At 38.3% G+C, this 22,347-nt stretch carries 22 protein-coding genes; 5 read left to right on the top strand and 17 right to left on the bottom strand.

Annotated elements, in window-relative coordinates:
- Positions 1-41 precede the first annotated feature (41 nt).
- Positions 42-977, bottom strand: a complete 936-nt coding sequence (dmeF, locus tag F938_RS06905) for a CDF family Co(II)/Ni(II) efflux transporter DmeF (RefSeq protein ID WP_001175951.1) — start codon at positions 975-977, stop codon at positions 42-44.
- A 55-nt stretch (positions 978-1,032) separates the two neighbouring features.
- Here dmeF and F938_RS06910 point away from each other — a divergent pair, with 55 nt between their 5' ends.
- Complete coding sequence (locus F938_RS06910; protein WP_000018740.1) at positions 1,033-1,302, top strand: metal/formaldehyde-sensitive transcriptional repressor; 270 nt, start codon at positions 1,033-1,035, stop codon at positions 1,300-1,302.
- Between the two features lie 31 nt (positions 1,303-1,333).
- Here F938_RS06910 and F938_RS24115 read toward each other — a convergent pair whose 3' ends face one another.
- The 14 genes from F938_RS24115 to F938_RS06975 all read right to left on the bottom strand — a co-directional run bounded on the left by F938_RS24115 (position 1,334) and on the right by F938_RS06975 (position 17,253).
- Positions 1,334-1,459 (bottom strand): YHYH domain-containing protein, encoded by a 126-nt coding sequence (locus F938_RS24115; RefSeq protein WP_000733641.1) that lies wholly within the window; start codon positions 1,457-1,459, stop codon positions 1,334-1,336.
- Between the two features lie 91 nt (positions 1,460-1,550).
- Positions 1,551-2,858, bottom strand: coding sequence for an MFS transporter (locus F938_RS06915; protein ID WP_000895211.1), 1,308 nt, complete (start codon positions 2,856-2,858; stop codon positions 1,551-1,553).
- Between the two features lie 80 nt (positions 2,859-2,938).
- Positions 2,939-3,577, bottom strand: a complete 639-nt coding sequence (locus F938_RS06920; RefSeq protein WP_000282061.1) for a hypothetical protein — start codon at positions 3,575-3,577, stop codon at positions 2,939-2,941.
- A gap of 11 nt (positions 3,578-3,588) precedes the next feature.
- The gene (locus F938_RS06925; protein ID WP_001165581.1) at positions 3,589-4,302 is read right to left on the bottom strand and encodes a HupE/UreJ family protein; all 714 of its coding nucleotides are present in this window, start codon (positions 4,300-4,302) and stop codon (positions 3,589-3,591) included.
- Positions 4,303-4,307: 5 nt separating this feature from the next.
- Positions 4,308-4,679 carry a hypothetical protein gene (locus tag F938_RS06930; RefSeq protein WP_000181823.1) on the bottom strand — a complete coding sequence of 124 codons (372 nt, stop codon included), beginning with the start codon at positions 4,677-4,679 and terminating at the stop codon, positions 4,308-4,310.
- An 11-nt stretch (positions 4,680-4,690) separates the two neighbouring features.
- Complete coding sequence (locus tag F938_RS06935) at positions 4,691-7,819, bottom strand: efflux RND transporter permease subunit (RefSeq protein WP_000460236.1); 3,129 nt, start codon at positions 7,817-7,819, stop codon at positions 4,691-4,693.
- A gap of 14 nt (positions 7,820-7,833) precedes the next feature.
- Positions 7,834-9,309 (bottom strand): efflux RND transporter periplasmic adaptor subunit, encoded by a 1,476-nt coding sequence (locus tag F938_RS06940; protein ID WP_001041870.1) that lies wholly within the window; start codon positions 9,307-9,309, stop codon positions 7,834-7,836.
- Between the two features lie 10 nt (positions 9,310-9,319).
- A complete protein-coding gene (locus tag F938_RS06945) occupies positions 9,320-10,519 on the bottom strand; it encodes a TolC family protein (RefSeq protein WP_000039774.1) in 1,200 nt (399 codons plus the stop codon).
- Positions 10,520-10,567: 48 nt separating this feature from the next.
- Positions 10,568-11,023, bottom strand: coding sequence for a hypothetical protein (locus tag F938_RS06950; protein ID WP_002086797.1), 456 nt, complete (start codon positions 11,021-11,023; stop codon positions 10,568-10,570).
- Between the two features lie 156 nt (positions 11,024-11,179).
- Positions 11,180-12,076, bottom strand: a complete 897-nt coding sequence (locus tag F938_RS06955) for a recombination directionality factor (RefSeq protein WP_000589670.1) — start codon at positions 12,074-12,076, stop codon at positions 11,180-11,182.
- A gap of 212 nt (positions 12,077-12,288) precedes the next feature.
- A complete protein-coding gene (locus F938_RS06960) occupies positions 12,289-13,332 on the bottom strand; it encodes a YqaJ viral recombinase family nuclease (RefSeq protein WP_001090272.1) in 1,044 nt (347 codons plus the stop codon).
- Positions 13,333-13,500: 168 nt separating this feature from the next.
- Entirely contained in the window at positions 13,501-14,544 is a 1,044-nt protein-coding gene (locus F938_RS06965; RefSeq protein ID WP_000951122.1) for a DUF932 domain-containing protein, read from the bottom strand.
- Between the two features lie 58 nt (positions 14,545-14,602).
- Entirely contained in the window at positions 14,603-14,890 is a 288-nt protein-coding gene (locus tag F938_RS06970) for a hypothetical protein (RefSeq protein WP_005030621.1), read from the bottom strand.
- 215 nt (positions 14,891-15,105) lie between these two features.
- Positions 15,106-17,253: a glycine zipper family protein gene (locus F938_RS06975; protein WP_005030625.1), complete on the bottom strand. Its 2,148-nt coding sequence runs from the start codon at positions 17,251-17,253 to the stop codon at positions 15,106-15,108.
- 604 nt (positions 17,254-17,857) lie between these two features.
- Between F938_RS06975 and F938_RS06980 the strand changes: the two genes are divergently transcribed.
- Genes F938_RS06980 through F938_RS06990 form a run of 4 tightly spaced genes read left to right on the top strand, consistent with a single transcriptional unit; the run spans position 17,858 to position 19,138 of the window.
- Positions 17,858-18,112: a hypothetical protein gene (locus F938_RS06980; RefSeq protein ID WP_000701730.1), complete on the top strand. Its 255-nt coding sequence runs from the start codon at positions 17,858-17,860 to the stop codon at positions 18,110-18,112.
- Positions 18,113-18,114: 2 nt separating this feature from the next.
- Positions 18,115-18,255 carry a hypothetical protein gene (locus F938_RS24480; protein ID WP_001259410.1) on the top strand — a complete coding sequence of 47 codons (141 nt, stop codon included), beginning with the start codon at positions 18,115-18,117 and terminating at the stop codon, positions 18,253-18,255.
- Positions 18,245-18,472, top strand: a complete 228-nt coding sequence (locus tag F938_RS06985; RefSeq protein ID WP_001087629.1) for a hypothetical protein — start codon at positions 18,245-18,247, stop codon at positions 18,470-18,472. Before F938_RS24480 ends, F938_RS06985 begins: the two co-directional genes overlap by 11 nt.
- Positions 18,473-18,484: 12 nt before the next feature.
- On the top strand, positions 18,485-19,138 hold the full coding sequence (locus F938_RS06990; RefSeq protein ID WP_000838342.1) for a hypothetical protein: 654 nt from the start codon (positions 18,485-18,487) through the stop codon (positions 19,136-19,138).
- A gap of 57 nt (positions 19,139-19,195) precedes the next feature.
- On the opposite strand, the gene F938_RS06995 is transcribed toward F938_RS06990, so the two are convergent.
- Together F938_RS06995 and F938_RS07000 are read right to left on the bottom strand one after the other, a co-directional pair.
- Complete coding sequence (locus F938_RS06995) at positions 19,196-19,924, bottom strand: YagK/YfjJ domain-containing protein (protein ID WP_002041114.1); 729 nt, start codon at positions 19,922-19,924, stop codon at positions 19,196-19,198.
- 596 nt (positions 19,925-20,520) lie between these two features.
- Complete coding sequence (locus F938_RS07000; RefSeq protein WP_000344079.1) at positions 20,521-22,248, bottom strand: hypothetical protein; 1,728 nt, start codon at positions 22,246-22,248, stop codon at positions 20,521-20,523.
- Positions 22,249-22,347: the final 99 nt, after the last annotated feature.

The raw sequence follows: 22,347 nt of genomic DNA on the forward strand, positions 1-22,347 counted from the left end.
TTTAGTTGGACTTATTTGTCCAACTAAAACCATTCAATAATTCAAATAAAATGTATTTCAACACTTGCATGCACAATTTCTTCATGGATAGAGAGTGCCTGTTTCACTACATCTGGTGTTAAATCTACACCTGTACTCTCTAAAGCCAAGATGCAAGAAAACTTGCCTCTACCAACTTTCCAAACATGTAAATCAGTAATATTAACTTGAGGAAATTCCTCTATAACCTCTTTGATTTCATCAACCACAGGGTGAGACATTTCTGCATCGAGTAGTGTCTTTCCTGTCTCATTTAATAATCCCCATGACCATTTAGCGACAAGAATAGCTCCAACTACACCTAATAGTGCATCTAAGAAACTCCAACCAAAATATTTCCCCGCAAACAATGCAACAATTGCCAATACAGAAGTAACCGCATCAGCTACTACATGCAGAAACGCCGCCTTTTGATTTAAGTCATGATGATCGTGGTGGTGGTCGTGTTCATGGTGATGATCATGCTCGTGGTGATGGTGGTGGCCTCCGTCATGTAATAACCATGCACAAACCAAGTTTACCAATAAACCAACAATTGCAATTGGTATTGCCTCATTGTAATGAATATTCACGGGATTCATTAATCGATCGATAGATTGAATACCCATTAAAAGTGCTACAACCATAAGTAAAATAGCACTACTGTACCCTGCTAGAATCTCAATTTTCCAAGTACCAAAACTAAATCGCTGATCATGAGCATAATGTCGGGCCATTCGATATGCGAAATAAGCTAAGCCGAGAGCAACCATATGTGAACTCATATGCCAGCCATCTGCGAGTAAGGCCATCGAATTAAAAATCCATCCCCCCAATATCTCTAGTACCATCATGATTGCTGTAAGAATTGTCGCAATCAGTATTTTCTTTTGTGCTAAAGGATTTCCTTCATCGAATTGATGAGAATGACGACGATCTAAGTTACTATGAAGTTGCATAAATTTTATCTTTCCAAGATACTCCCCCCAGTATATATTTTTTTTAGGAAAAATCATGTCTCATTTGCATCAAGATAAAAAAATACTTAATCGCATCAAGCGGATTCAAGGACAGGTTACTTCTGTTGAAAAGTCATTATTAACACCTGAAAGCTCTTGTCTTGAAGTATTACAACAAGTTGCAGCAATTAAAGGTGCTGTTAATGGGTTAATGCAGCAACTTCTTGAACAACATTTAAGAGAACATGTATTGAAAGGGGATCAAAATTTTGATGAAGAAGAAATGAAACAGTACTTATTATTATTAGATCGTTATTCAAAATGAGTAGAACAAAATGTTCTACTCATTTTTATTATTAATGGCAGTGACGATCCCCTGTCTTGCTATTCGTGTGGCAGCCTGAAGAATCAGTACCACCTGAATGAGCAAAAGCATTTGTTACCGCAAGCCCCATTAAACATACCAAGATTAGTTTTTTCATGTTGTTCCCCTTTTTTTATTGAACAATAAAATAAGCTTATAATTGTACAACAAACAAACGGAATCTTTCTAAGTCATTAGTCGAAAAAGAGTTATTTAGGCCACTTTTCATGATAGTCATCAATAATATATTCATGGACGTGTACTCCATTGATTCGATGCTGCTGCAAATGCTCATGATCTGGAGGTAAATCATCATGACTGTGGGGTAAAAGAGCCTCATCCTGTGATGGCCACAAACGCATTGCAAGTAATAAAGAAATCGTTGCAATCACTGCCATCGGTATAAAAGTTTGTAATGTTCCTATGTTAGTAGTGAGCCATCCAACCAAGGGATAAGTCACTAACCAGCAAGCATGTGAAAACGCAAATTGCGCTGCGAATAGAGAGGTCCTACTCTCACTCGATGCAGATTTTCGAATCAAACGGCCTGTAGGTGTTTGTGAAACAGAATATCCAATACCAAGCACAAACCAAAGTACAAGCAAACCATTATAAGATGTAATGAAATAACCACTTAACAGCCCAATTACAAGAATTGTTGTTCCCGTCAACATCACTGATCGATCTGGGAACTTATCCAATATCTTAGGCAAAATGAAAGCCGAAAGCATTGAACCAAATCCAAATAAACCAAAAGCCCAAGTAGTCGCATTTTCAGTTAGCTTAAATGTCGATTGAACCAATACCACGGTATTTACAATCACTACAGCGCTTGCTGACGCAATTGCTAAATTGAGAGCAAGCAATGCTTTAAGTCTAGGCGTATTAAAATAAATTTTAGCTCCCTGCTTAATACGGCTATAAACACCTCTAAACGCAGGTACTTTGGCAACTGGTAATTTCGCACTTACCACAAACAAAGCAGAACCGATAAAACCTAATACCGTTCCCAAAAATAAGTTGTGATAACTCATCAAAGTTAATAAAAATGCCGCGAGCATCGGACTAATAATATTTTCTAAATCATAGGCCAATCGTGATAATGATAGCGCATTGGTATAGTCTTTTTCTTCAGGTAAAACATCTGGAATCATTGCCTGAAATGTTGGTGTAAATGCAGCAGAAGCAGATTGCAAAATAAAAATGAGAATATAAATTTGCCAAATTTGTGTCACAAACGGTAGACACAATGCTGTTAATGCTCGAATAACATCTAGCCCAACCAATACTTTTTTTCTTGGTAATCGCTCAGCAAATGCAGATGCTATAGGCGCTACACCGATATAAGCAATCATCTTAATTGCCAATGCAATACCAAGAACTTGGGCTGCTTCCCCCTTTGCAATATCGTACGCCTGTAAAGCTAGGGCGATTGTGATTAACCCCGTTCCGATTAGCGCTATTACTTGGGCCAAAAACAAATGCCGATATGTTGTGTTTTTTAGTACTTCTAGCATCTTATGGATTCCTTTTAGAACCTGACTTCTTTAGCAATTGAATCTCCTTGGAATATTATTCCAAGGAGATTGATCAAAACTTAAAAGACTTTCTTCATTTCACTAAACTGCCCTTCTACAAGTAGAGTTACAGTCACTGGATTTTCCGTACGGTTACGCCAGAACCAACCATGCTTGCCATCAAAAGCTGCCTTTAAGACACCCTGCTGAGTTGTTTCATTCTTTCCTTTTCCATAGCCATGATAGAACCCTTTAGGAGCGTTCACTGGATCACCATGGGTATCATAATTAAGACCACCTCCAACAGCTTTCCAGTCAAAGTTGACACTTGCACTTTGTGGCATCGTCAGTTTCACTTCGGTTGCTTGGCCCGGTTTAAGCTCAATACTAATGCTCTCTTTATTAATAGCAGGCATAATCATTTGAGCATTATCAGTTGCCGTTTGAGTCGAAGTTTCTACTGATATTTGTTCAACACTATTCACTGCCTGTGCAGCATTGATACCATTTTCTGACTCTTCAGTTAGTGATTGTTTGATTTCTCCCATTTTCGTTAAACCAAGCACTTTACCCATACCTGTCGGATCAATTGCATACTCCGCAGGCATGACACAGGTAACTAGCACAATAACGGCACTTACGGCAGCAATTGCTGTTGATTTAATTAACTTTTTTGATGAAGGTAATTCGATATCTTTTGGAATTTCAGCGTTATACATAATTTAGATCCTTATTGAGTAATGAAGCCAGTAAGTTGATAGCCAACAAGTAAAAAACCGAGGAACATGAGGAAGACATTGCTTTGATAAGCTGTTTTAAAGAAATAAGGTGTCTTTCTCCAAAACGTCATTAATAACAAGATGATGCACAGAGCCATAAACTGGCCTAATTCAACCCCAATATTGAATGAGATTAAATTTGCCAACAGTCCATCACTCGGAACTTCATATTCCTGAATTTTTACTGCGAGTCCAAAACCATGAATCAGACCAAAAATTAAAGTCGCGATTTTCGTGTTTGGTTGAAAACCAAACCAACGCTGATAAGCCCCCAAGTTATCTAGAGCCTTATAAACAATCGAAAAACCAATGATTGCATCAATGATGTAGGCGTTTATCGAGATATTGTAATAAACACCCACCAGCATCGTAATCGAATGCCCAAGTGCAAATAGGCTGACGTACAAGCCGATATCTTTCATTCGGTATAAGAAGAAGATAATGCCAACAAGAAATAGTAAATGGTCATATCCAGTGACCATATGCTTCGCACCCAAATAGATGAATGGAATCACATGAATGCCATAAATTTCTTGAATATAGCCCTTATCACCTTCCGCTACTCCATGAGCAAAAAGTGTAGGGCTTACCAATGTAATGAATAAAGCAAGTAATAGCTTTATGTAAGCACTTAATTTCACAATGTGTGAAGCAATAATTTGCATGTATATCAAACTCCAAAATTTAAAATGAATTGAAAATCCATTAACTTTTTGGGCGGTTTAAAAATACGACTCACCATCAGATAAACATATTCTTTTGACCAATCTAAAATCGAAATCCCTTTTAAGAGATGAGCTAAAGCGGCCGATTTAAGTACGTCATAGCCAACAAAATGTTCATAGTAATTATCTTGGTGACTATGTGAATGTTGTTGGCTTATCTCATGATGGTGAGAGTTAATTGCATCAATTGAAACGTGTCTCTGAAATTCATTTTCAGTTACATGCTCTTTAAAGTGCAAACATAAAGCGAGACTGATCATGCAGACTAGCAACATCATCACAAATTTGTTTTGTTTATCTCGCAATATATTTGTCATTAAAGATGCCCCTAAACAACCTGTTTAGCAGCTTCGTTTGATTTTCTTGACCTACCTTGGTTAAACCACACATATAAGGTTGGCAAAATAATCAAAGTCAGTAAGGTTGATGAAATAATCCCACCAATAACAACAGTTGCAATTGGGCGCTGAACTTCAGAGCCAATGCCTACGTTTAAGGCCATCGGAATAAAACCTAATGAAGCGACTAAAGCTGTAATCAACACGGGACGGAGTCTTTCCATTGCACCATGTTTCACTGCATCAATGACACTTTCACCTTGAACTCTAAGTCGCTGAATGGCTGAAACAAGAACCAAACCATTCAGCACAGCAACACCCGATAAGGCAATGAAACCCACAGCCGCAGAAATTGAGAATGGAATATCACGTAGTGCTAAAGCAATCACACCACCTGTTAGTGCAAATGGCACACCTGTGAATACCAAGATACTGTTTCTAACATTACCTAAAGCCATATAGATCATGGCAAAGATCAGAATTAAAGCAATCGGTACTACAACCATAAGACGATTTGAAGCAGATTCCATTTGCTCAAACGTACCGCCCCAAGTCAGCCAATAACCATCTGGTAATTTAAAATCAGCATTCAGCTTAGATTGTGCTTCTGAAATGTAACTACCAATATCAGTTCCACGAACATTTGCTGTAATGACGATACGCCGTTTACCATTTTCGCGAGAAATCTGGTTTGGTCCTTGAACGTTTTTTAACTCGATCAATTCTGATAAAAGAACACTCGAACCATCAGCTAAGCTCACAGGAATCTGATACAGCTTTTCTAGATCTGTTACCGAGTTTTGATCCATACGTACCACAATGTCGAACTTTCGATCTCCTTCAAACACCTTACCTACTGTCTCACCTGTGATTAGGCTAGAAACCTGTTTTTGTACATCCTCTGCATCAAGCCCATAGTTGGCAATCATGTCTTTTTTCAGCTCAACAGAAACCATGGGTAAACCAGACATCTGTTCGACTTTAAGATCAGCAGTACCTTTGACTCCCTCTAAAATCTTAGCGGCAGCGTTTGCTGATTCAAGCAACTGCTCTAAATCATCACCATAAATTTTTACGGCAACATCTGTTCGGACACCTGAAATAAGTTCGTTAAAACGCATTTGAATCGGCTGTGTAAACTCATAATTGTTTCCATATACGCCTTTAGATACGCGTTCAATTTCAGCAACAACCGCAGACTTTTCCTTATCAGGATTAGGCCACTGACTACGAGGTTTCAGCATGACAAAGTTATCTGCTACGTTAGGTGGAACAGGATCAGTCGCAATTTCAGCAGTCCCCACTTTGGCAAAAATAGTCTGAACTTCTGGAATTTTCTTAATCTCTTTTTCTAACGTGTATTGCATTTCAATTGCTTGAGTCAACGACGTACCAGGGATACGCAAGGCATGTAGTGCTACATCTCCCTCATCCAAGGAAGGTATAAACTCTGAGCCTAAACGAGTCGAAAGACTTGCACTAAAAACAAAGAAAATAGAGACAAAAGCGATTAGCAAATATCTGTGATTTAAAGACCAATCTAGAATTGGGTTATAAAATCTTTTGATGCCATGGACGATTTTTGACTCTTCTTCTTTAATTTCACCAGTAGTGACCAATGCCACCATTGCAGGGACAAACGTAATTGAAAGAATCATTGCTGCCACTAAAGCCATAACCACTGTTGCAGCCATTGGTGTAAACATCTTTCCTTCAACACCAGTCAGAGTCATTACAGGTAGATACACCAAGATAATGATCAATTGACCATAGAGAATCGCTTTGCGGGATTCTTTAGTCGCCTCAAACACAGTCGTAAAGCGTTCTTGCCTTGTTAAAACTCGCCCAAGCTCTTTTTGTTTAATTGCCAACTTTGCTAAGGAGGCCTCAACAATTACAACAGCACCATCTACAATAATCCCGAAATCTAGTGCCCCAAGACTCATAAGGTTTGCACTAATTTTCTGGTTCACCATACCTGTGATTGTCATCAGCATGGATAAAGGAATGACCAAAGCGGTAATCAGCGCAGCACGGAAGTGACCAAGAAATACAAACAGAACAACGATTACCAGAATCGCACCTTCTAAAAGATTCTTTTTCACCGTCTGTATCGTTGCATCAACCAAAGTTGTACGGTTATAGACAGCTTTTGCTTCCACACCTTCTGGTAATGATTTTTGAACCTGTTGTAGCTTTTGATCAACAGCGTGAGCAACATTTCGTGAGTTCTCACCAATAAGCATGAATGCTGTACCCAGTACAATTTCTTGCCCATCTTTAGTTGCAGCACCTGTACGTAATTCGTGACCAATAGATATTTTGGCAACATCTTTCAATCTGAGGATATAACCATTGCTCGTCGTAATCGGGATATTCTGGACTTGCTCAATCGAGTTAATTTGAGAATCAGAACGAATTAAATACTGTTCACCATTTTTCTCAATATACCCCGAGCCTTTATTCATGCTGTTCTTAGAGATAGCCTCTAAAATTGTCTTCTGATCCAGCCCTATGCTACGTAAATAAGCATAATCAGGTTGAACTACAAATTGTTTGAGATAACCACCAATGGTATTGATTTCATTAACACCCTCTACATTTCGAAGCTGAGGTTTAATCACCCAGTCTTGTAAGGTGCGTAATTCCGTTGGTGAAAGTGGATTAGGATTGTTCTTGGCATTTTCAACGGTATACATGAAGATTTCGCCAAGTCCTGTAGAAACAGGCCCCATAGAAGTTGCAATTCCAACGGGAAGATTTGGTGTCACTCCTTGTAGCTTCTCATTGACTAATTGTCGGGCAAAATAAATATCCGTCCCTTCTTTGAAAATTGCCGTTACTTGAGATAGACCATATCGAGATACGGAGCGTGTATAGTCTAAATTTGGAATACCTGCCAAAGCAGTTTCAATGGGATAGGTCACTTGAGACTCCATCTCCATTGGAGAGAGTCCTTGAGCTTCACTATTAATCTGGACTTGTACATTCGTAATATCAGGGACTGCATCAATCGGTAACTTGAAATAGTTATAAACCCCTAATGCACCAACAAATAAAAATACGATAAGTACAAGCCAACGATTCTTAATCGAGAGCTTAACAATCTGGTCAAACATAGTCGCTACTCCCCTTAGTGGTCATGAGTAGCGCCAGATTTCCCTAGCTCTGCTTTTAAAAGATATGAATTTCCAGCGGCATAAACCTGTCCTACGCGTAATCCAGATTTAACTTCCACATACCCATTGTACTTTTCACCAAGCTCCAGAGGCCTAGCTTCAAAATCATTGCCAACACGAATGAATACAACATCCCAATCACGGAAGCTCTGTAGAGCATCTTCACGCACAACCATCGGCTTCAAACTTTGATTTTCAAAAATTTGGGCCGTGATTAACTGTCCTGAGCGCCACTTAAACTGGTTTGGTACTTCAATAAAGACCTGTGCTGTACGTGTCTTTGGATCAATGACATCACTGATATATTTAATTCGTCCTAAAGCTTCTTCTGTATCCACAGGGCTTTGAGGTTTAACTTTAACCTTATTGTTAGGATTTATAGCATTTAGCCTGTCAGCGGGAACATTAACAACTGCTAAAAGTTGAGAAGTATTTGCGATTTTAAAAATAGGTGTTGAAGAACTTACATTTGATCCAACAGCACCAAGGACTTCTAATATTGTTCCAGACATTGCAGCACGAACTTCAACAGTACCATTACTAGAACCACCATAAGAGTTGATTAAGTTATTCAACTCATTTGCACGAGTTTGTGCTGCGTCAAAGTCTCGTTTTGCTGAAATATAATCAATTTCAGGTGATACACGCTTTTGCCATAGCGCTCGTTCCTGTTCCATTTTTTGACGAGCAAACTGTAGGCTGTCCAAAGCAACTTTACGATCGGCATTCAAACGAATTACATCTTGGCTTTGAACTACAGCAAGTAAGTCTCCCTGACTCACCTTATCACCTAGATTACGGTAAGTTTTGATCAATGTCCCACTGGCTTTAGGCGTAATAAAGCTTTCAAAATTATCAGGAAACTTCAGTTCGCCTTTTAACTCCAAAGCATTTTCAAACATCTTTGATTCAACTTTTAAAAGCTCTAATCCACTGCTCTTAATACTACTGTCCAACATGGTGACACGGCCTTCCTTCGTATCCCATTTCCAAGTATGCTTTTTCCCTTGATAATCAACGTTTATCATCATTAAAAAGGAATGTGGCTCGTAAACAATTTCATTCCCAATTAAGTAATCACTCTCAGGTTGAAATTGAATATTTTGCTCGGCATCCAAACGTTTGATGTAGATATTTGCTGTTAAGTCTTCAGGTTTAAGTAGTTTATCTTTCAAATACCCATAAACACGGAGGTGTGGTTCCACTCCTTCCTCAAATATCTTGACCTCAGCAGAGAAATCTCCATCTCGATATAAACGACCACCGTGAGGCCCTTTCTCATCTCCAGCCACAGCTACTTTTTCTTCGGCGACCTCACCATGTGCGCTCGCTTGTGTTTTATTGCCCGATTTATACCAAGCAATTGCACATAAGACGATAAGTAAGGCAACGACACCAGTTGCAATCAATGTATTGGTTTGTTTATTCATATTCTTGCCCTTATTCTTGATCTAAATGAGTAATGTAGTTACGTTCGACATCTGCAATTTCAGTTTGCAAAGCCAACCACATATCGAATCGAGCAAGATGTTTGTCTAACCAAATTTGCTTAATATTATTGAATTCAAGTAAAGAGTTTTTCCCTGCTTGGTATCCCATTTCAGCAATTCGGAGACTCTCATTTGTTGCGGGCAAAACCGTTTGATCATATTGCTTAATCGCATCAATCAAGTTGGAAACCTCAATAGCCTTGTTTTCCAATTCAATTTTAGAATTACGATTCACAAGCACCGACTGTGTTTCTGCTTTCGTATGCTCTGCTTGAGCGATCGCAATATTGCCTTTATTTCGACTAAAAATATTGAGGGGTATTGATGTCGAAACCTGAAAGACTTTGTCATTGGTTTCTTGGTAGTTTCTAACCCCTACTCCCAAAGTAATATCTGGTATTGCTTCTTTACGAGCCAACTCAAACTGAGCTTTTTTCAGCTTTGAACTTAAAGTTGCTTCTTGCTCAGACAAACTTATTTTGTCTGTGAAATTAAAGCTTAGCGGAACCTCCAATGCACTACTGGGCAGGTTGGAAGTGAACTTAGAACATAGATTTTTCTGGAACTGAATCTTCTTCACTTCATTTTGATGGCGCAATTTCGACTCAGATGAAAGTGCTATGCTTAGTTGAGCATCGGAAGGAATTACTCGCCCGTACTTAAGACGTTCGGAAAGAACGTTAGCTTGTCTGGCATTCAATTTACTCTCAGAAGAATAAATTTCAGCACGCTGAGTAGCTACATACCAGTTCGCCATACAGATTCTTAAATCTGCTTTGAGTTCAGCCTGACGCTTTGCTATTTCGAACTGATTACGATCACCTTGAAAACTCGCAATCTGTTTTCTCAAGGAAAGTTTATTACTGAGGGGGATCTCTTGTGATAGCCCCAGCAAGGTTGTTGGGCCATCCAAATCTTTCAATTTTGAATTACCGAGATTATCCAACTCCATATTGAAAGTCGGATTAATTAATCTGCCAGCAAACTTTTGATTGATTTCATAAGCTTGCTCGGACTGCTGTAAGCTATTGAGTACAGCATCATTTGCGATTACCTGCTTTTGTAGTTCTGCATAATTCGTTTCTGCGAATACATTTGCTGCTGTTGCTACAAATCCACAGGTAAGAAATATCTGATATTTTTTAGACATGACTTTACCTATACAAAAAAATTAAAAACTATTTTTTGTATAGAAAGATCAATTACGTAGGACGATTAAATCTTTAGAGAAAGTATAAGAATTACTAAATACTAGAGGGGATCGCCGCTTTAAAAAGACTCGATAAACGGGCTTTTCAAAAAGCTGGAAAAAGAATAAAACTAGTGGAAGTGCGAAACTAAGAATAAAGATTGGATCTATGCTGAAATCACTATCAGAAGAAATTGGCTTTACTGAATGATGATAGATCGGCTCATCAAAATTCTTCCACGTATGTGCTTCTGCATCATGATCAGCAGAACTTTTTAGAGAATCATCTGAGTGCTGTAAAGACCAATGACTAGAAGCATCATCCTCTACAATGATACTCAACTCATGCTGATGTTCAATATTTTCAAGTAGAACAGGCGCCCACGCATGAACTCCCGTAATTGTTATGGTAAACAAAAACAGGACAAATGCGAGTATAAGCTTAGAAAACCTACTTGAACGCATAGTCATGAACATACTTCTGATTTGCTACCAAAATACTAAAAAGCGTTATTAAAGTAAATCCATCTCTCAAAAATTCTAGGAGTGAGTATTTTCTTATCTACAGTCCAAAATCTGCAAAAAAAAGAGTACAAGTACTCTTTTCTAACTAGGTCCATTTCAATTGAGAGCCTGCACAGAATGCTGCAACCCTTTCTGAATGTCTTGAACATGAGTTAAATCACTAAGCTGCTGACCCTGCTCTGGTTTTGGTTCATTGATATAAAACTCCTCAACAATATCCAGTCCCTCCTCACCTCCTACCTCAAATCTGGCATTACCATAACCTAGCCTTGCCACATGATCTAAAGCCTCCTGATAAAACCCTGCTGTCTTGCTTTGTCCATCGATCTGTTTGGCTGAAGTAATGGCTTCTTGTAGATTGATTCCATCACGTAAGGTTAAGTCCACGTAATAAATTGGGGTACGGTAACTTTGCGTTGTGCTTTTTCCTCGTAAGGTCAGTTGCAATGGCAAACATGAAAGTAAATCACCTGAAGCCGCATGGTAATAACGAAGCCGTGCAGCTAAGGTACGAATGCTATTGAAACCTGTAGTCCTAAAAATGAATGTACCCAACTCATCCGACTCATCTAGATTGACGTAAAGCCGCCCATAAGGCTTGCAGTGTCCACCTTGGGCCAAGGGGCATAAATCAGGTGATGGACATGGATGCTGTTCAACCCCGTTTTGTCCAAGTCGCTGACAGGTTTCACCATTACCAGTACAGATGGGCCGACCAGTTTGTCGGTCGAATAGAGTGTACTCAGCTCGCAAGTTGAGTTCAGGATCATTAAAAATCATCCGGACAGGAATGGTTCTGAGTTTCTGGTTTTGTGCCTTGGCTCTTAGCTGCTCATCCAGTGGGTGTTTCACCCAGCCATCCTTATTCTGAATTTGGCTAGTAATCGTAAATTGATCATCTTTTTCAGGCAGACGTTTACCATTCTTTTCGACCACTTTACCGATACTAATTCTGCCGAGTATTGGCGGTGTAATCGCTAAACCTTTGATCATGTTGTTTGTCCTATAAGTAAAATTTTACTGATTACCCCTTGCTATGTAAGTAAACAGAAATATGAAAAGCTACGACTTCGCAAAAACCGCCATTGTTGGTCTACCGCTCCTTCGGGAGTCGGTAGATCGGGGGTGGTTTTTTTGCGCTTTTGGGAAGAATGGATATTTCATGCATATATAGTTAGCGATATAGATGCATGGTTTTGATCGGGTCAGTCATCATTGCTATAGATTTGAAAACGTCGTGTCCCCACCTTGTTTTGTGGAAACTCATTGATTAGTTCAGGATGCATTTTCAATACAGCCTTATTATCTAAAGCAATGGAGTCTTTAGATCGTTTCCACGTCACTGAACCATTGGCAAAAGTTGCTCGTTCAGCATCTTTCATTAACATCTGAATTTGATGCTTAGTTTCATCAAAGCTGTTTTGGTGTTTTTCAATATGATGCTTTTCTTGAATCAGTTGAGCAAACAACTGATTGGCTTGTTCATTTTGACTGAGATCTTCGACACTGAGTGGAATATGTTGAGGATAGAGTTGCTGAATGGCTTTAGCTGCCGATTCACTGGCATCGACTGAAGGTGGCGTGTCATTTTCCACACACTCCCAAAAGTATCGCTCTGCATTCACAATATGTTGAATGACTGATTCACTGCGTGCCACTTTATAGATACGAGTTTCATGACCACAGATCAGCACACAAATATGCGCTGCCTTTTTGCCTGTTACAGCGAGTTGATGTTGCACCTGACACAATACGTATAAAGGCACACCATCTCGCCATAACTTTGCTCCATATTCCCCTGCGGTTTTGCATTCTAAAATCTGTACTTCCTCACTACCTACCACCGAGTAATCTAAGTTAGCCAGCATAAAATGCTTATCCTCATCAGGATGTTGTAGTACGGCATTGATACGACGAACTTTGTTGTTGGTATGCATGCTGTAGTATTCAGCGACCAAAGGTTCAAGTTGTTTACCCCAATATAAAGGGGCATGACCTGTGCTTTCATCTTCAATGGATTGTTTAACTCGACCTGTCTTGATCATCCACAGTTCTAGCATCGACATATAGGGATTAAGTCCACAGGCTGCGGCACAGTCACTACTGCCAATACCTTGGCGTCTGACTTCAAGCCATTCTGCTTGAGTCATATTCTTTGTATTGACCAAGCGTTTGGCTGTGAATAATTTTGGGGCAATAAATGGGGTACTTGCCTGTTGCATAGATGGATTTAAAATTGCGGTATTCATATTGAAGTCCTGATTATTTTGCTATGTAAAATGATGGGGATCACAAAAAATGGGCATAAAAAAACCACAGCCGAAGCTATGGTTTTAATAATTTTTAAAATTCGAAATTCCATTTAAAAATGCTTAGTTAGGTCTAACTTTCCATGATTGAAAAATGTATATTCCGCACTATGCAAGCATGTTAAGTGCCTGTTCCAATCCTCGTTGTTTGATCGATGCGCCAGCACCAAACCAAGCTGAATCAAGCCGGTGATCGGTACTCATGGCACGACGTTCGTGGTCTATAAATTCTGTGATTGAACACAGTAATCCATAGGCTGTTCCTTTGGCTGAACTTAGCTCCGCACCTCGTCCTTGACCATTAAACATTTCCATAGCTCGACTCATCGATTTGGCATTTGGTTCAGCTTTGTCCTTGCCATTGGCTTGGGCTTGTAAGGCTACATCACGGTAGAACTGGATGATGTTGTCCTCCTGATCCACCACGTTGTTCATTGTGCTGTTATTGAACACGGCATCAAAGTAAGCGGATGCTTCCATCTGACTCACTTTACGTTGTGTCAGTTGCTTCATTTCATACATGTGTTCATCCCATGCACGTACTGAAATACCGAGTTGCTGTTTGACCTTATCAGCATCAAATTTAGTACTGTGTGGAACTTTGACCACACCTGCACTGCTGTTCTGTCCTTTTAAGGCAATCGCTAAAGTATTGTTGCACACTACTCGGATCGAGGTAAATTGTGCGGTGGTGGCAAGGGTTCCGTCACATGCTGTTGCCAAGAGCATATAGCCATTACTGACATCTTTGCCCTTCAACATGGATGTTTGCCCTGTACGTGCTAGTGCCCAGAATTTCTTGCCACCTTTGAGTACACCTGCGGTTTCAAGTTCAAAACCTGATTGCTCGGTGAGGTCACGATAGAATTCTAAAATCTCTCTCGGTTGCACTTCCTGAAAGCGTTGACTGACGACTGACAGTGGAGCATGGGTATCAGAGCGATATAAAACTCGTTGTTCTTCATAAGGCATGATGATGCTTTGCCCACGGTCATTCTGCGCCATATAACTGACATTAGAAGATTCAATCCGCCAATCCATACCTGCCTGCTGTGCCCAGACTTCAATCGGTTGGTTTTGTGTCAGTTGATTCCCTAGTCCGTGCCAAGGGGTTTCTCCGACATACGCCATTTGTTCAAGTTGATGTGCCATAGTTTTATTCCTTTTAATTTGAAAATGAAATTTGAATTTGTGTGGTTACTAACGATCTTTAATGCAAAAGGTGCGCTGGAAACTTTTGGTAGCAGTTGTGGCAAAAGCACAAATTCTGCTGTGATGGTGTGCTTTGTTCAGTGAATGAATTCAACACACTACCCAATACTGTTCCTGCAATTCCACCGACAATCGGTGGCAGATTGAAAGACTTTGCGACCGTGGTTCCCAATGCACCCAATGTGGTCGGTGTGACCAAATTGGTTAAGGTTGTATTTGATTGTTGTGTACTTGCTTCAACCAATATCACATTCGTTGAATGGCAAAAGGGACAGCTCAAGCTCATAGCTCGACTCCTTAAATTTTGTGCATAAAAAAAGCCTGCTCGATGGCAGACTTTGTTTTCATATTTTCATGAAGAACTCAAAAGAGTTTCATGATTCTCATTAGGATATTATGTGTCTGAAATTATTTGGAATAACTTTTAATTTACTAATTCAATTAGTAAATAATCTCTCCAATTTTTTATTTCAAATACAACTATCAATATTATTCCAACACTCAAGCAGGTTTAAGCTGATGAGTACGATTAGGCTGTGCTGAATCAGGTTTGGCAAGTTCCCTATAAATCTCTAATTGACGATTAATTTCATTAATTTTTGGCTGTAGATCAACTGATATAAAATTACTTGACTCATCAATAGCCACCCAACCAGCTTGAACCTTTTCCATTTCATTACCTTTTTGCAACTTATGTAAGATCCATTGGTTCAGATGATAGGCACGCATATAAGCTTCATGTTGATAGATCAATAAAGTACTAAAAGTAATAATACGATCAGCATTATTCAACATATGAGTTTCAAAACTTTGTAGCTGTTTGAATAGCACATTTGTTCGATGAACCAATAAATTTTCATTGAACCACGCTGCGAATTCAATGAGTAATTTCACTACGATATCTCTCTGATTACACAAGGCTTCTCGATTCATACTATTTGCACCTGTAGAACCAGCAACCCCTCCCATATATGCACCAATACCACTCGCAACAATGACTCCAACACCACCTGTAGCAAGACCTGCTAATGCGCCGAGTAGCATTGACCCTGTCATTGCACCTCCAGCAATTGCAGCAGTTTCTTTGTCAACATTTTTTAAGTATTGCTCGCCATCCACTTTACCTGAATTAAAATCACCATAATTACGATATGCCGCTAAACCAATCGTTAATAGTGGGATTGGTAGCATATCTCCTACATCCGCAAAATCTGAAACTTGCTCTAGTCCTACACCAGTAGTTTCCTGAACAGCTTCATAGCTTAAAGTGGTATCCACTAACACCATCGGATGATTACCTAGCTGCTCTGCAAGTTCACTGTTCACAATCACTGGAATATCTGGATACTTATCAAAATGACTTAATACATAATCAGCATCCATTGAGCACTTAACTTGCATCGGTGTGCCATCAACAATCAAATCATAACCAGCTTGGTTTGCGCTATCGGGAAATTCAACTGTATGTCCTTGTTGTTGTAAATTCAGTGCAACCTGTTGTTCAGCAACATAACCAGTTAAACGAGTCACTGCTCCTGCACTATCTAGTGTATTCGCTGAAATGTCTTGTAAAGTATTTAAGTTTTCAGGATTTCCTTTTGATGCAAAGCTCAATGCATCTAATACAGATGGATCAATATGTGCATAATCCCAAATTAATCCTAAAGAATATGCGGATGCCGTTAAGCCCACACCCACCTTTAGCCCTTGATCAGATAATATTTTTTCTAGCTCTTTTTGTGCTTTTTGATTTTGGTTAAGACACTCAACAATTTTTTTATTTTTCAAAAGTTTTGGTGCACTCGCAATAATTCCTTCACTATATGGAATCTGCGAATCACGCCCTCCAAAAAATGTACCAACTCCCTTACTAAAACTATTTAGCCCACGTCCCATGTCAGCTAAGAAATTCGTATCTTCAGGACGAGTTGCAATAACGTCTTCTGGTAAAAGGGCTGTTATAGCACGATTGAGTAGATTCCCTTGTAATGCTCTATCTTTCGCATCGTCTATAGAGCAAAGTAAATATACAGCATATTGCAAATCACCAAACTCTCCTTTTTCCTGATTATAGATAACATTCTTCCGCATTATTAAACATTCAAGATAATCAAAATATAATGTTTCTTGATAAGAACAATGCTCAAAATAGTACTCAAACTTTTCTATAGCGCTAGTATAGATTTGACTACGTTTGTACACTATCGCCTGTGCTTTAATGACAGCATTGCTAGGCTCACGCTCAAATAAAATTTTTAAGATCTCTCGACTAATCTGTAAATGTTCACTTTTTTCAATCTTCGATAAATACCGACTGACTAATTCAGAAATATTCATCGACGCTTGATGCTTGAGTTTGAATAAAATACATTGCTCTAACCAAGCATAATTTTTTGCATGCCCCTGATAGTGAGGGATAAATACTGTTTCAATCAATTCAACCAATTCTAAAGCAACGCCAATTTCCTCAGATGAATTGATAGAAAATTCCCATTTTTGTGGAATAGTCACACTAAATAAGCGAGAGAAAAACCCCGAATTAAGATCAGCTTTTTCTTGAGTAACTAACATCAACATATCTTCTGGAGTAAGTGTATGTTTTTGAGTTTTAATTCTATCTAGTCGTACTTTAAGTAATTTAAAATTCATATATCCCCCTAATTTTTTGAATTTTCAGATAATTTACTATTTTAGACACCAGAATTATATTACTTAAAATTGAAAAAGTACTAGTGTATTAAAAATAATAAAATTATTGATTTATTTATATATTTTCATAACCTCGATTGACTAAACTCACCCTTAATTTTATCATTCGACTGCTGACCTACATCGTCAGTCGGTTTTGACAGACCGTTTACAAAAGGCGCACAACAACGCTGTGATGGTTTTGTGCGTTCTCTTAAGTCACGCCTTTACGGTGAGACTGGGAGGGGCACGCTTGCGTGCGCTGATTTCCTTTTGTATCAGTCTGTCAACCCGCCCAGTCTTGCCACCATTATTTGACAGTAATTTGGTAAGACTCTCTTTCATACAAAAGGAGTAGTCACCATGACTCAGCACTTTCTATCTATATTATTTTCCCTAAAACGATTTTCTATTCCTCTGTTGCAATAGCAACTTTCAAAATTTTTTGCTTATTTGACTGATCTAAACGCTATCTAGCCTTGGAAAGCTTTTTCAGATCTACACTTTAGTCAATTCAGCAAAATATATTACACATCAAATAACACAATAAAAATTAGGGGAAATGATGAAAATTCAAACTTCACTCATTGTTGTCTCAGTTGCACTTCTAGCATCAGGCTGTGCCAGCAAAACCGAACGCCAGTTTATCAGTGGTTGTAAAACAGGCGGCATTAATGACAGCACTTGTTCATGCATCTACGACAAACTTGAAAAGAAATATGGTGAGGGTGGACTGAAAGAAAATATCTACACCTTACAACAAACTGAATCCTTCCAGATGGATATGGTCAATGTGTCCTATCAGTGTATGAAGGAGTAGCCATGAGAACACTTGCAGGCATTATCTGCGTCATCGCTGTGATTTGTGTACTGGGTCTACCCTTCATTAGCTTCATGATCGTGATGGGAATTTTTATTGCATTGGCAAAATTTGCAACTGGGGGGGAAGTAAATGAATTCTAATCTTAAAGCTGGACTGATCAGCACTTATCTGGTCATTGGATTCTTTTTTGCCATCTATCAACATTTCTGGGGGCAGTATAACTATAAGCCATTTACCTACAATTTAGGGCAAGGCTTAGTGTGGCCTGCGGTGATGTTTCCTGTAATCGGTAAAATTGTTGGTGGAATTTTGATTCTACTATTCGTCTGGTTTGTTGTTATTCGTCCTAAATTATAAGGGAGTGCAATCATGAAATCATTATTTTCCACCATTGCCTTGTGTTCCCTGTTAATGGCATGTAGCCAGAACAATCAACCACCAAAAACTGATACTTCAGGTGAGCCTACCAATAATGCTGCTCAGCATACTCAATCAATCTATGCTCCTTATACCGAGGAAGCAGTTAAAGCTAAACTCAATGAAATGCAGATGATTATTGACAATGGTCATGTCTATTTACCTGCTGAGGTCAAGGAAGCGGAGTCTTATATCAGTGGATGGAATAAGTATCCTGATGTGCTGAAAGCCATGATGGAAACTGACCTTAATCCAAACAACACTCAGGAAGCTGCTGACATTCCGCTTGAGAATGAATCTGCACAAGTTAGCGATCTAAATGTTAAGGCTCGCATTAGTGCTAGAGAATCTCAATCTGCTTTTAATGTACAAGGGGCAATTGAATATATTCTTGAAATTCAATCGACCAGCAATCAGCCTTTTGTTCTACAAGGCATGAAAATTAATCGTGGTCGTTGTGGTTATTACACCGCTGACTTTCATAGCAAGATGCCTGTGCAAATGAGCTATAGCTCTACAGTATCGTACTTATTGAAATGCCGTGGTGATCAGGTGCTTGAAGCTGAATTAATCACCGATCAAGGAAATGTAAGTTTGTCTTTTTGATGTCAAACTGTACAAGATAGAGAATACATCTGATAGTCGTGTTCTCTATTTTTAATATCATAATGACTCATTTTGTTCAATATCTCTGCGCCATTTTACTTCAAACTGACCTGTACCAAAAGTCCGCATCTGTGGAGAGGTTTTAGCCCGTAAGCGCTGATCTTCTTTTTCAGGATTGACCAAGTACATCGCTGCACGAATCGCATTTGTAACTTGTATTGGTTGATCACGATGAATCATTCCAACCCCAAGCAAACCATTTTTATCAAATTTTTCCTTGTTGTCTTTGGTATTACAGTTGTAGTGAGTACCCTGTTGATTGGTGATGTGCTTCCAATACTCAGCCACCAGTTTTGCTAAACCTGAATCCTCTATACGACTATTCCCATCATAGATGAGTAATAAATGGCAGTGATAGCCTTTTTCTACACCCTGCTCTAATGCCCATACATAACCTTGTAAGTGCTTAAAACAGGTATCTTTATTTGACATACGATTACATAGAATATCCAATGCATACTTAAAGTCTTGAATACCCCAATGGATTTGATATTCTTTAAGAATAGAGATATCTACTCGAACAAACTGTAATCTAGCATAGTGTGTAAGCAGTTTATTTAGGTAGCATTCCAGTTTAAAGCGATTACGTTGTTCTTGACGCTGAAAATCGAATTGTTCTCGTATTGTATTTTTCATCTCATGTTGAATTATGCCTTGAATATGGAAGATGTGGTTTAGTTCAAATCGTAAAATATCTTCATAAAGATGGGAGTCCAATTTATCCATAATGTAATCTACGAGATTAATCACTCTTTTGAAAACATTAATGATTCTGGAATAAGTAAAATCTTCTCTGTAAATCACCTTAAAAGCACACACAGCATCCAACAGCTCTCGCTTGAATTCTTCATGATCATCAACAAATTGCTCATGGCATGTACTAACCATAAAATCTTCGATTGAGATAAGAATGGATGATTCACTTTCTAATGGATTATTCTGGTACATTTAGGTTCTCACTGAAACATAAGGTTCATATCTAAGTGAGAGATGTAAAATTTTACTGATCATGATTCTAAAGCAGGATGTTGTGGTCATCCTGCTTAGCTGAACATGCTTAGAGACTTTGGAACATACTATAGGGTTAATTTAGAATGCTTTTAGTGATTTGATATTGATACATTGTCTATAACCCATTTGAGTATGGGCTATACTTAACTAAATAACTCACTGTATTTAATCAACGATATAAGTTATTGTTTATATTATTAATAGATAATAATATATATTACCTGTTAAGCAAACCTGTCTAGACTGACCATTACACCACTGCGCCATACAGCGAGAATAACCAAATTATGGGAATATTACAGAAGCTAAACTTACGCTACTTTTTTATTCAGCAATTCAGTTCCTCCTGTATAAAACTGATCCAGCAATCCATATTTTTTCATGTCATCAACACTAGGTTCAATGAATTTCAGCAAATAGTCTTCGTTCGAATATTCCTCCTCTTTCCCACGAATTGGATGAGGGATATCGATCAGAAAAAACTCATCTTTAGTGAGTGTTGAATCGGGCACATAGATACAACTATACATTTTCTGCGACTCGACTTTTGGTATAATTTGAAAAAACTTGCCTGCTACATGACTGAGTCTTCGCGTACTTTTTAAAAATGGTAAAATCTGATTTTTGGCAATCAAATTCAAACAAAATAATAAGAATTCTAGGATGAACCGTTGCTCCTGTTTCTCTAGCTTCTGAATCTGTATTTGGATGTCCGCATCTGGATCGCTGTTTCTGATTAAGTCAGGATTTGTAATCAATTCCAAACGGTATTTTTCTTGAAAGACAAAAGGATAAATATCTTTTTCAATTGTAGTCCGATTTAAAATATCTACACCATATAACAGTGAACCTTGTAAGATATGCTGACGTAAACCCCGCTGATCAAGCAGTCTGCAACACCATGATTCAAAATAGCATTGCATCATTGTCAAATTTGAATCCAAATCATTCAACTTGATATGTTGCTTCTTTTTATTGATTAATGCTTGTTTGAACACTTTTGCAAATACTGTCAAATCTCCTTGTTCCTGATGGCATTGTTGTAATTGCAAATAATGAATTAGACATTCTTTAATGAAACTAGAAATCGTCTCCTGAACTTGTGATGAAGACTGGATACGCTCAATCATTGTTCCAGAAATAATGTTGATTTTATCTGAATCAAGCCCCTTAAGAACCAATGTCGTAAGGTGATTGAGATCGCGTGAGTTGTCAGAATCCAACGGCTGCACCTGCTCAGAAATTACCGTAAAAATATCAGCAATCATTTTTATTTCAAAATGATGTCTTTCACTCGCTTCCAATATATAAAACCGACCATACCGAGCATGATTACCCCAAAAGGTATGAGATAAATTCAACACGTAGGTTGGCGTTATATTTTTTATAAATTTGTTATTGATCGTCCCATGCACATGTACCCGAAGCAGACCTATCTTTTTCAAAAAGTAGATCGAATCAAATATTGCTTGCTTATTTAACCCTGTTTTAGCAACCAGTTGTGTTGTACCTATATTACGTATCACCCCATAAGCATCACATGAGCGAGTCAAGTTTGATAATGTCAACAATACCCTAAAATCCAGTTTTTGTTCGGGTAGTAAATCAAACTTTTTAGTGGTCACTCTGACTTGAGATAATTTGATTAAAATAAGCATTAAAAGGTCAAACTGCTTAATCGCTCTCTTAAGGCGGACATACCTATGATGGGATGTTTCATGTTGATTAACTTTACTCAATAGCAGATTTAAATAATCTAAATTCAGCTGTATTGTTCTAACTCTTGCCCGCCGACCTGTTTCTGGATATGAAAACTCCAATATCTCAAAGCCTGATAACTCCTCCAATACCAGTTTTAATTTTTTATGTTGCACACCTATCTTTTCAGACAATTCCAACAATGAATCGTTGGTTTTTTGTGTACCAAAGAGACTAATAAATTTAATCAGCACCAGTCTAGCGTAGGAACTTAATCTATGTGGTGATAACTCATTAAAATTAAAAATGAGCTGCTTATGCTCTTCTGTCATTTCATCCATACATTTTTATTCATTCAACATTGCTATTAGTAAATTTTAGAATTATTTTTAGATAGGCACAAATATTTACTATAAAATAAATTTAAAACAAATAAACAT

The organism is Acinetobacter bereziniae LMG 1003 = CIP 70.12, assembly GCF_000368925.1.
GTDB lineage: Bacteria > Pseudomonadota > Gammaproteobacteria > Pseudomonadales > Moraxellaceae > Acinetobacter > Acinetobacter bereziniae.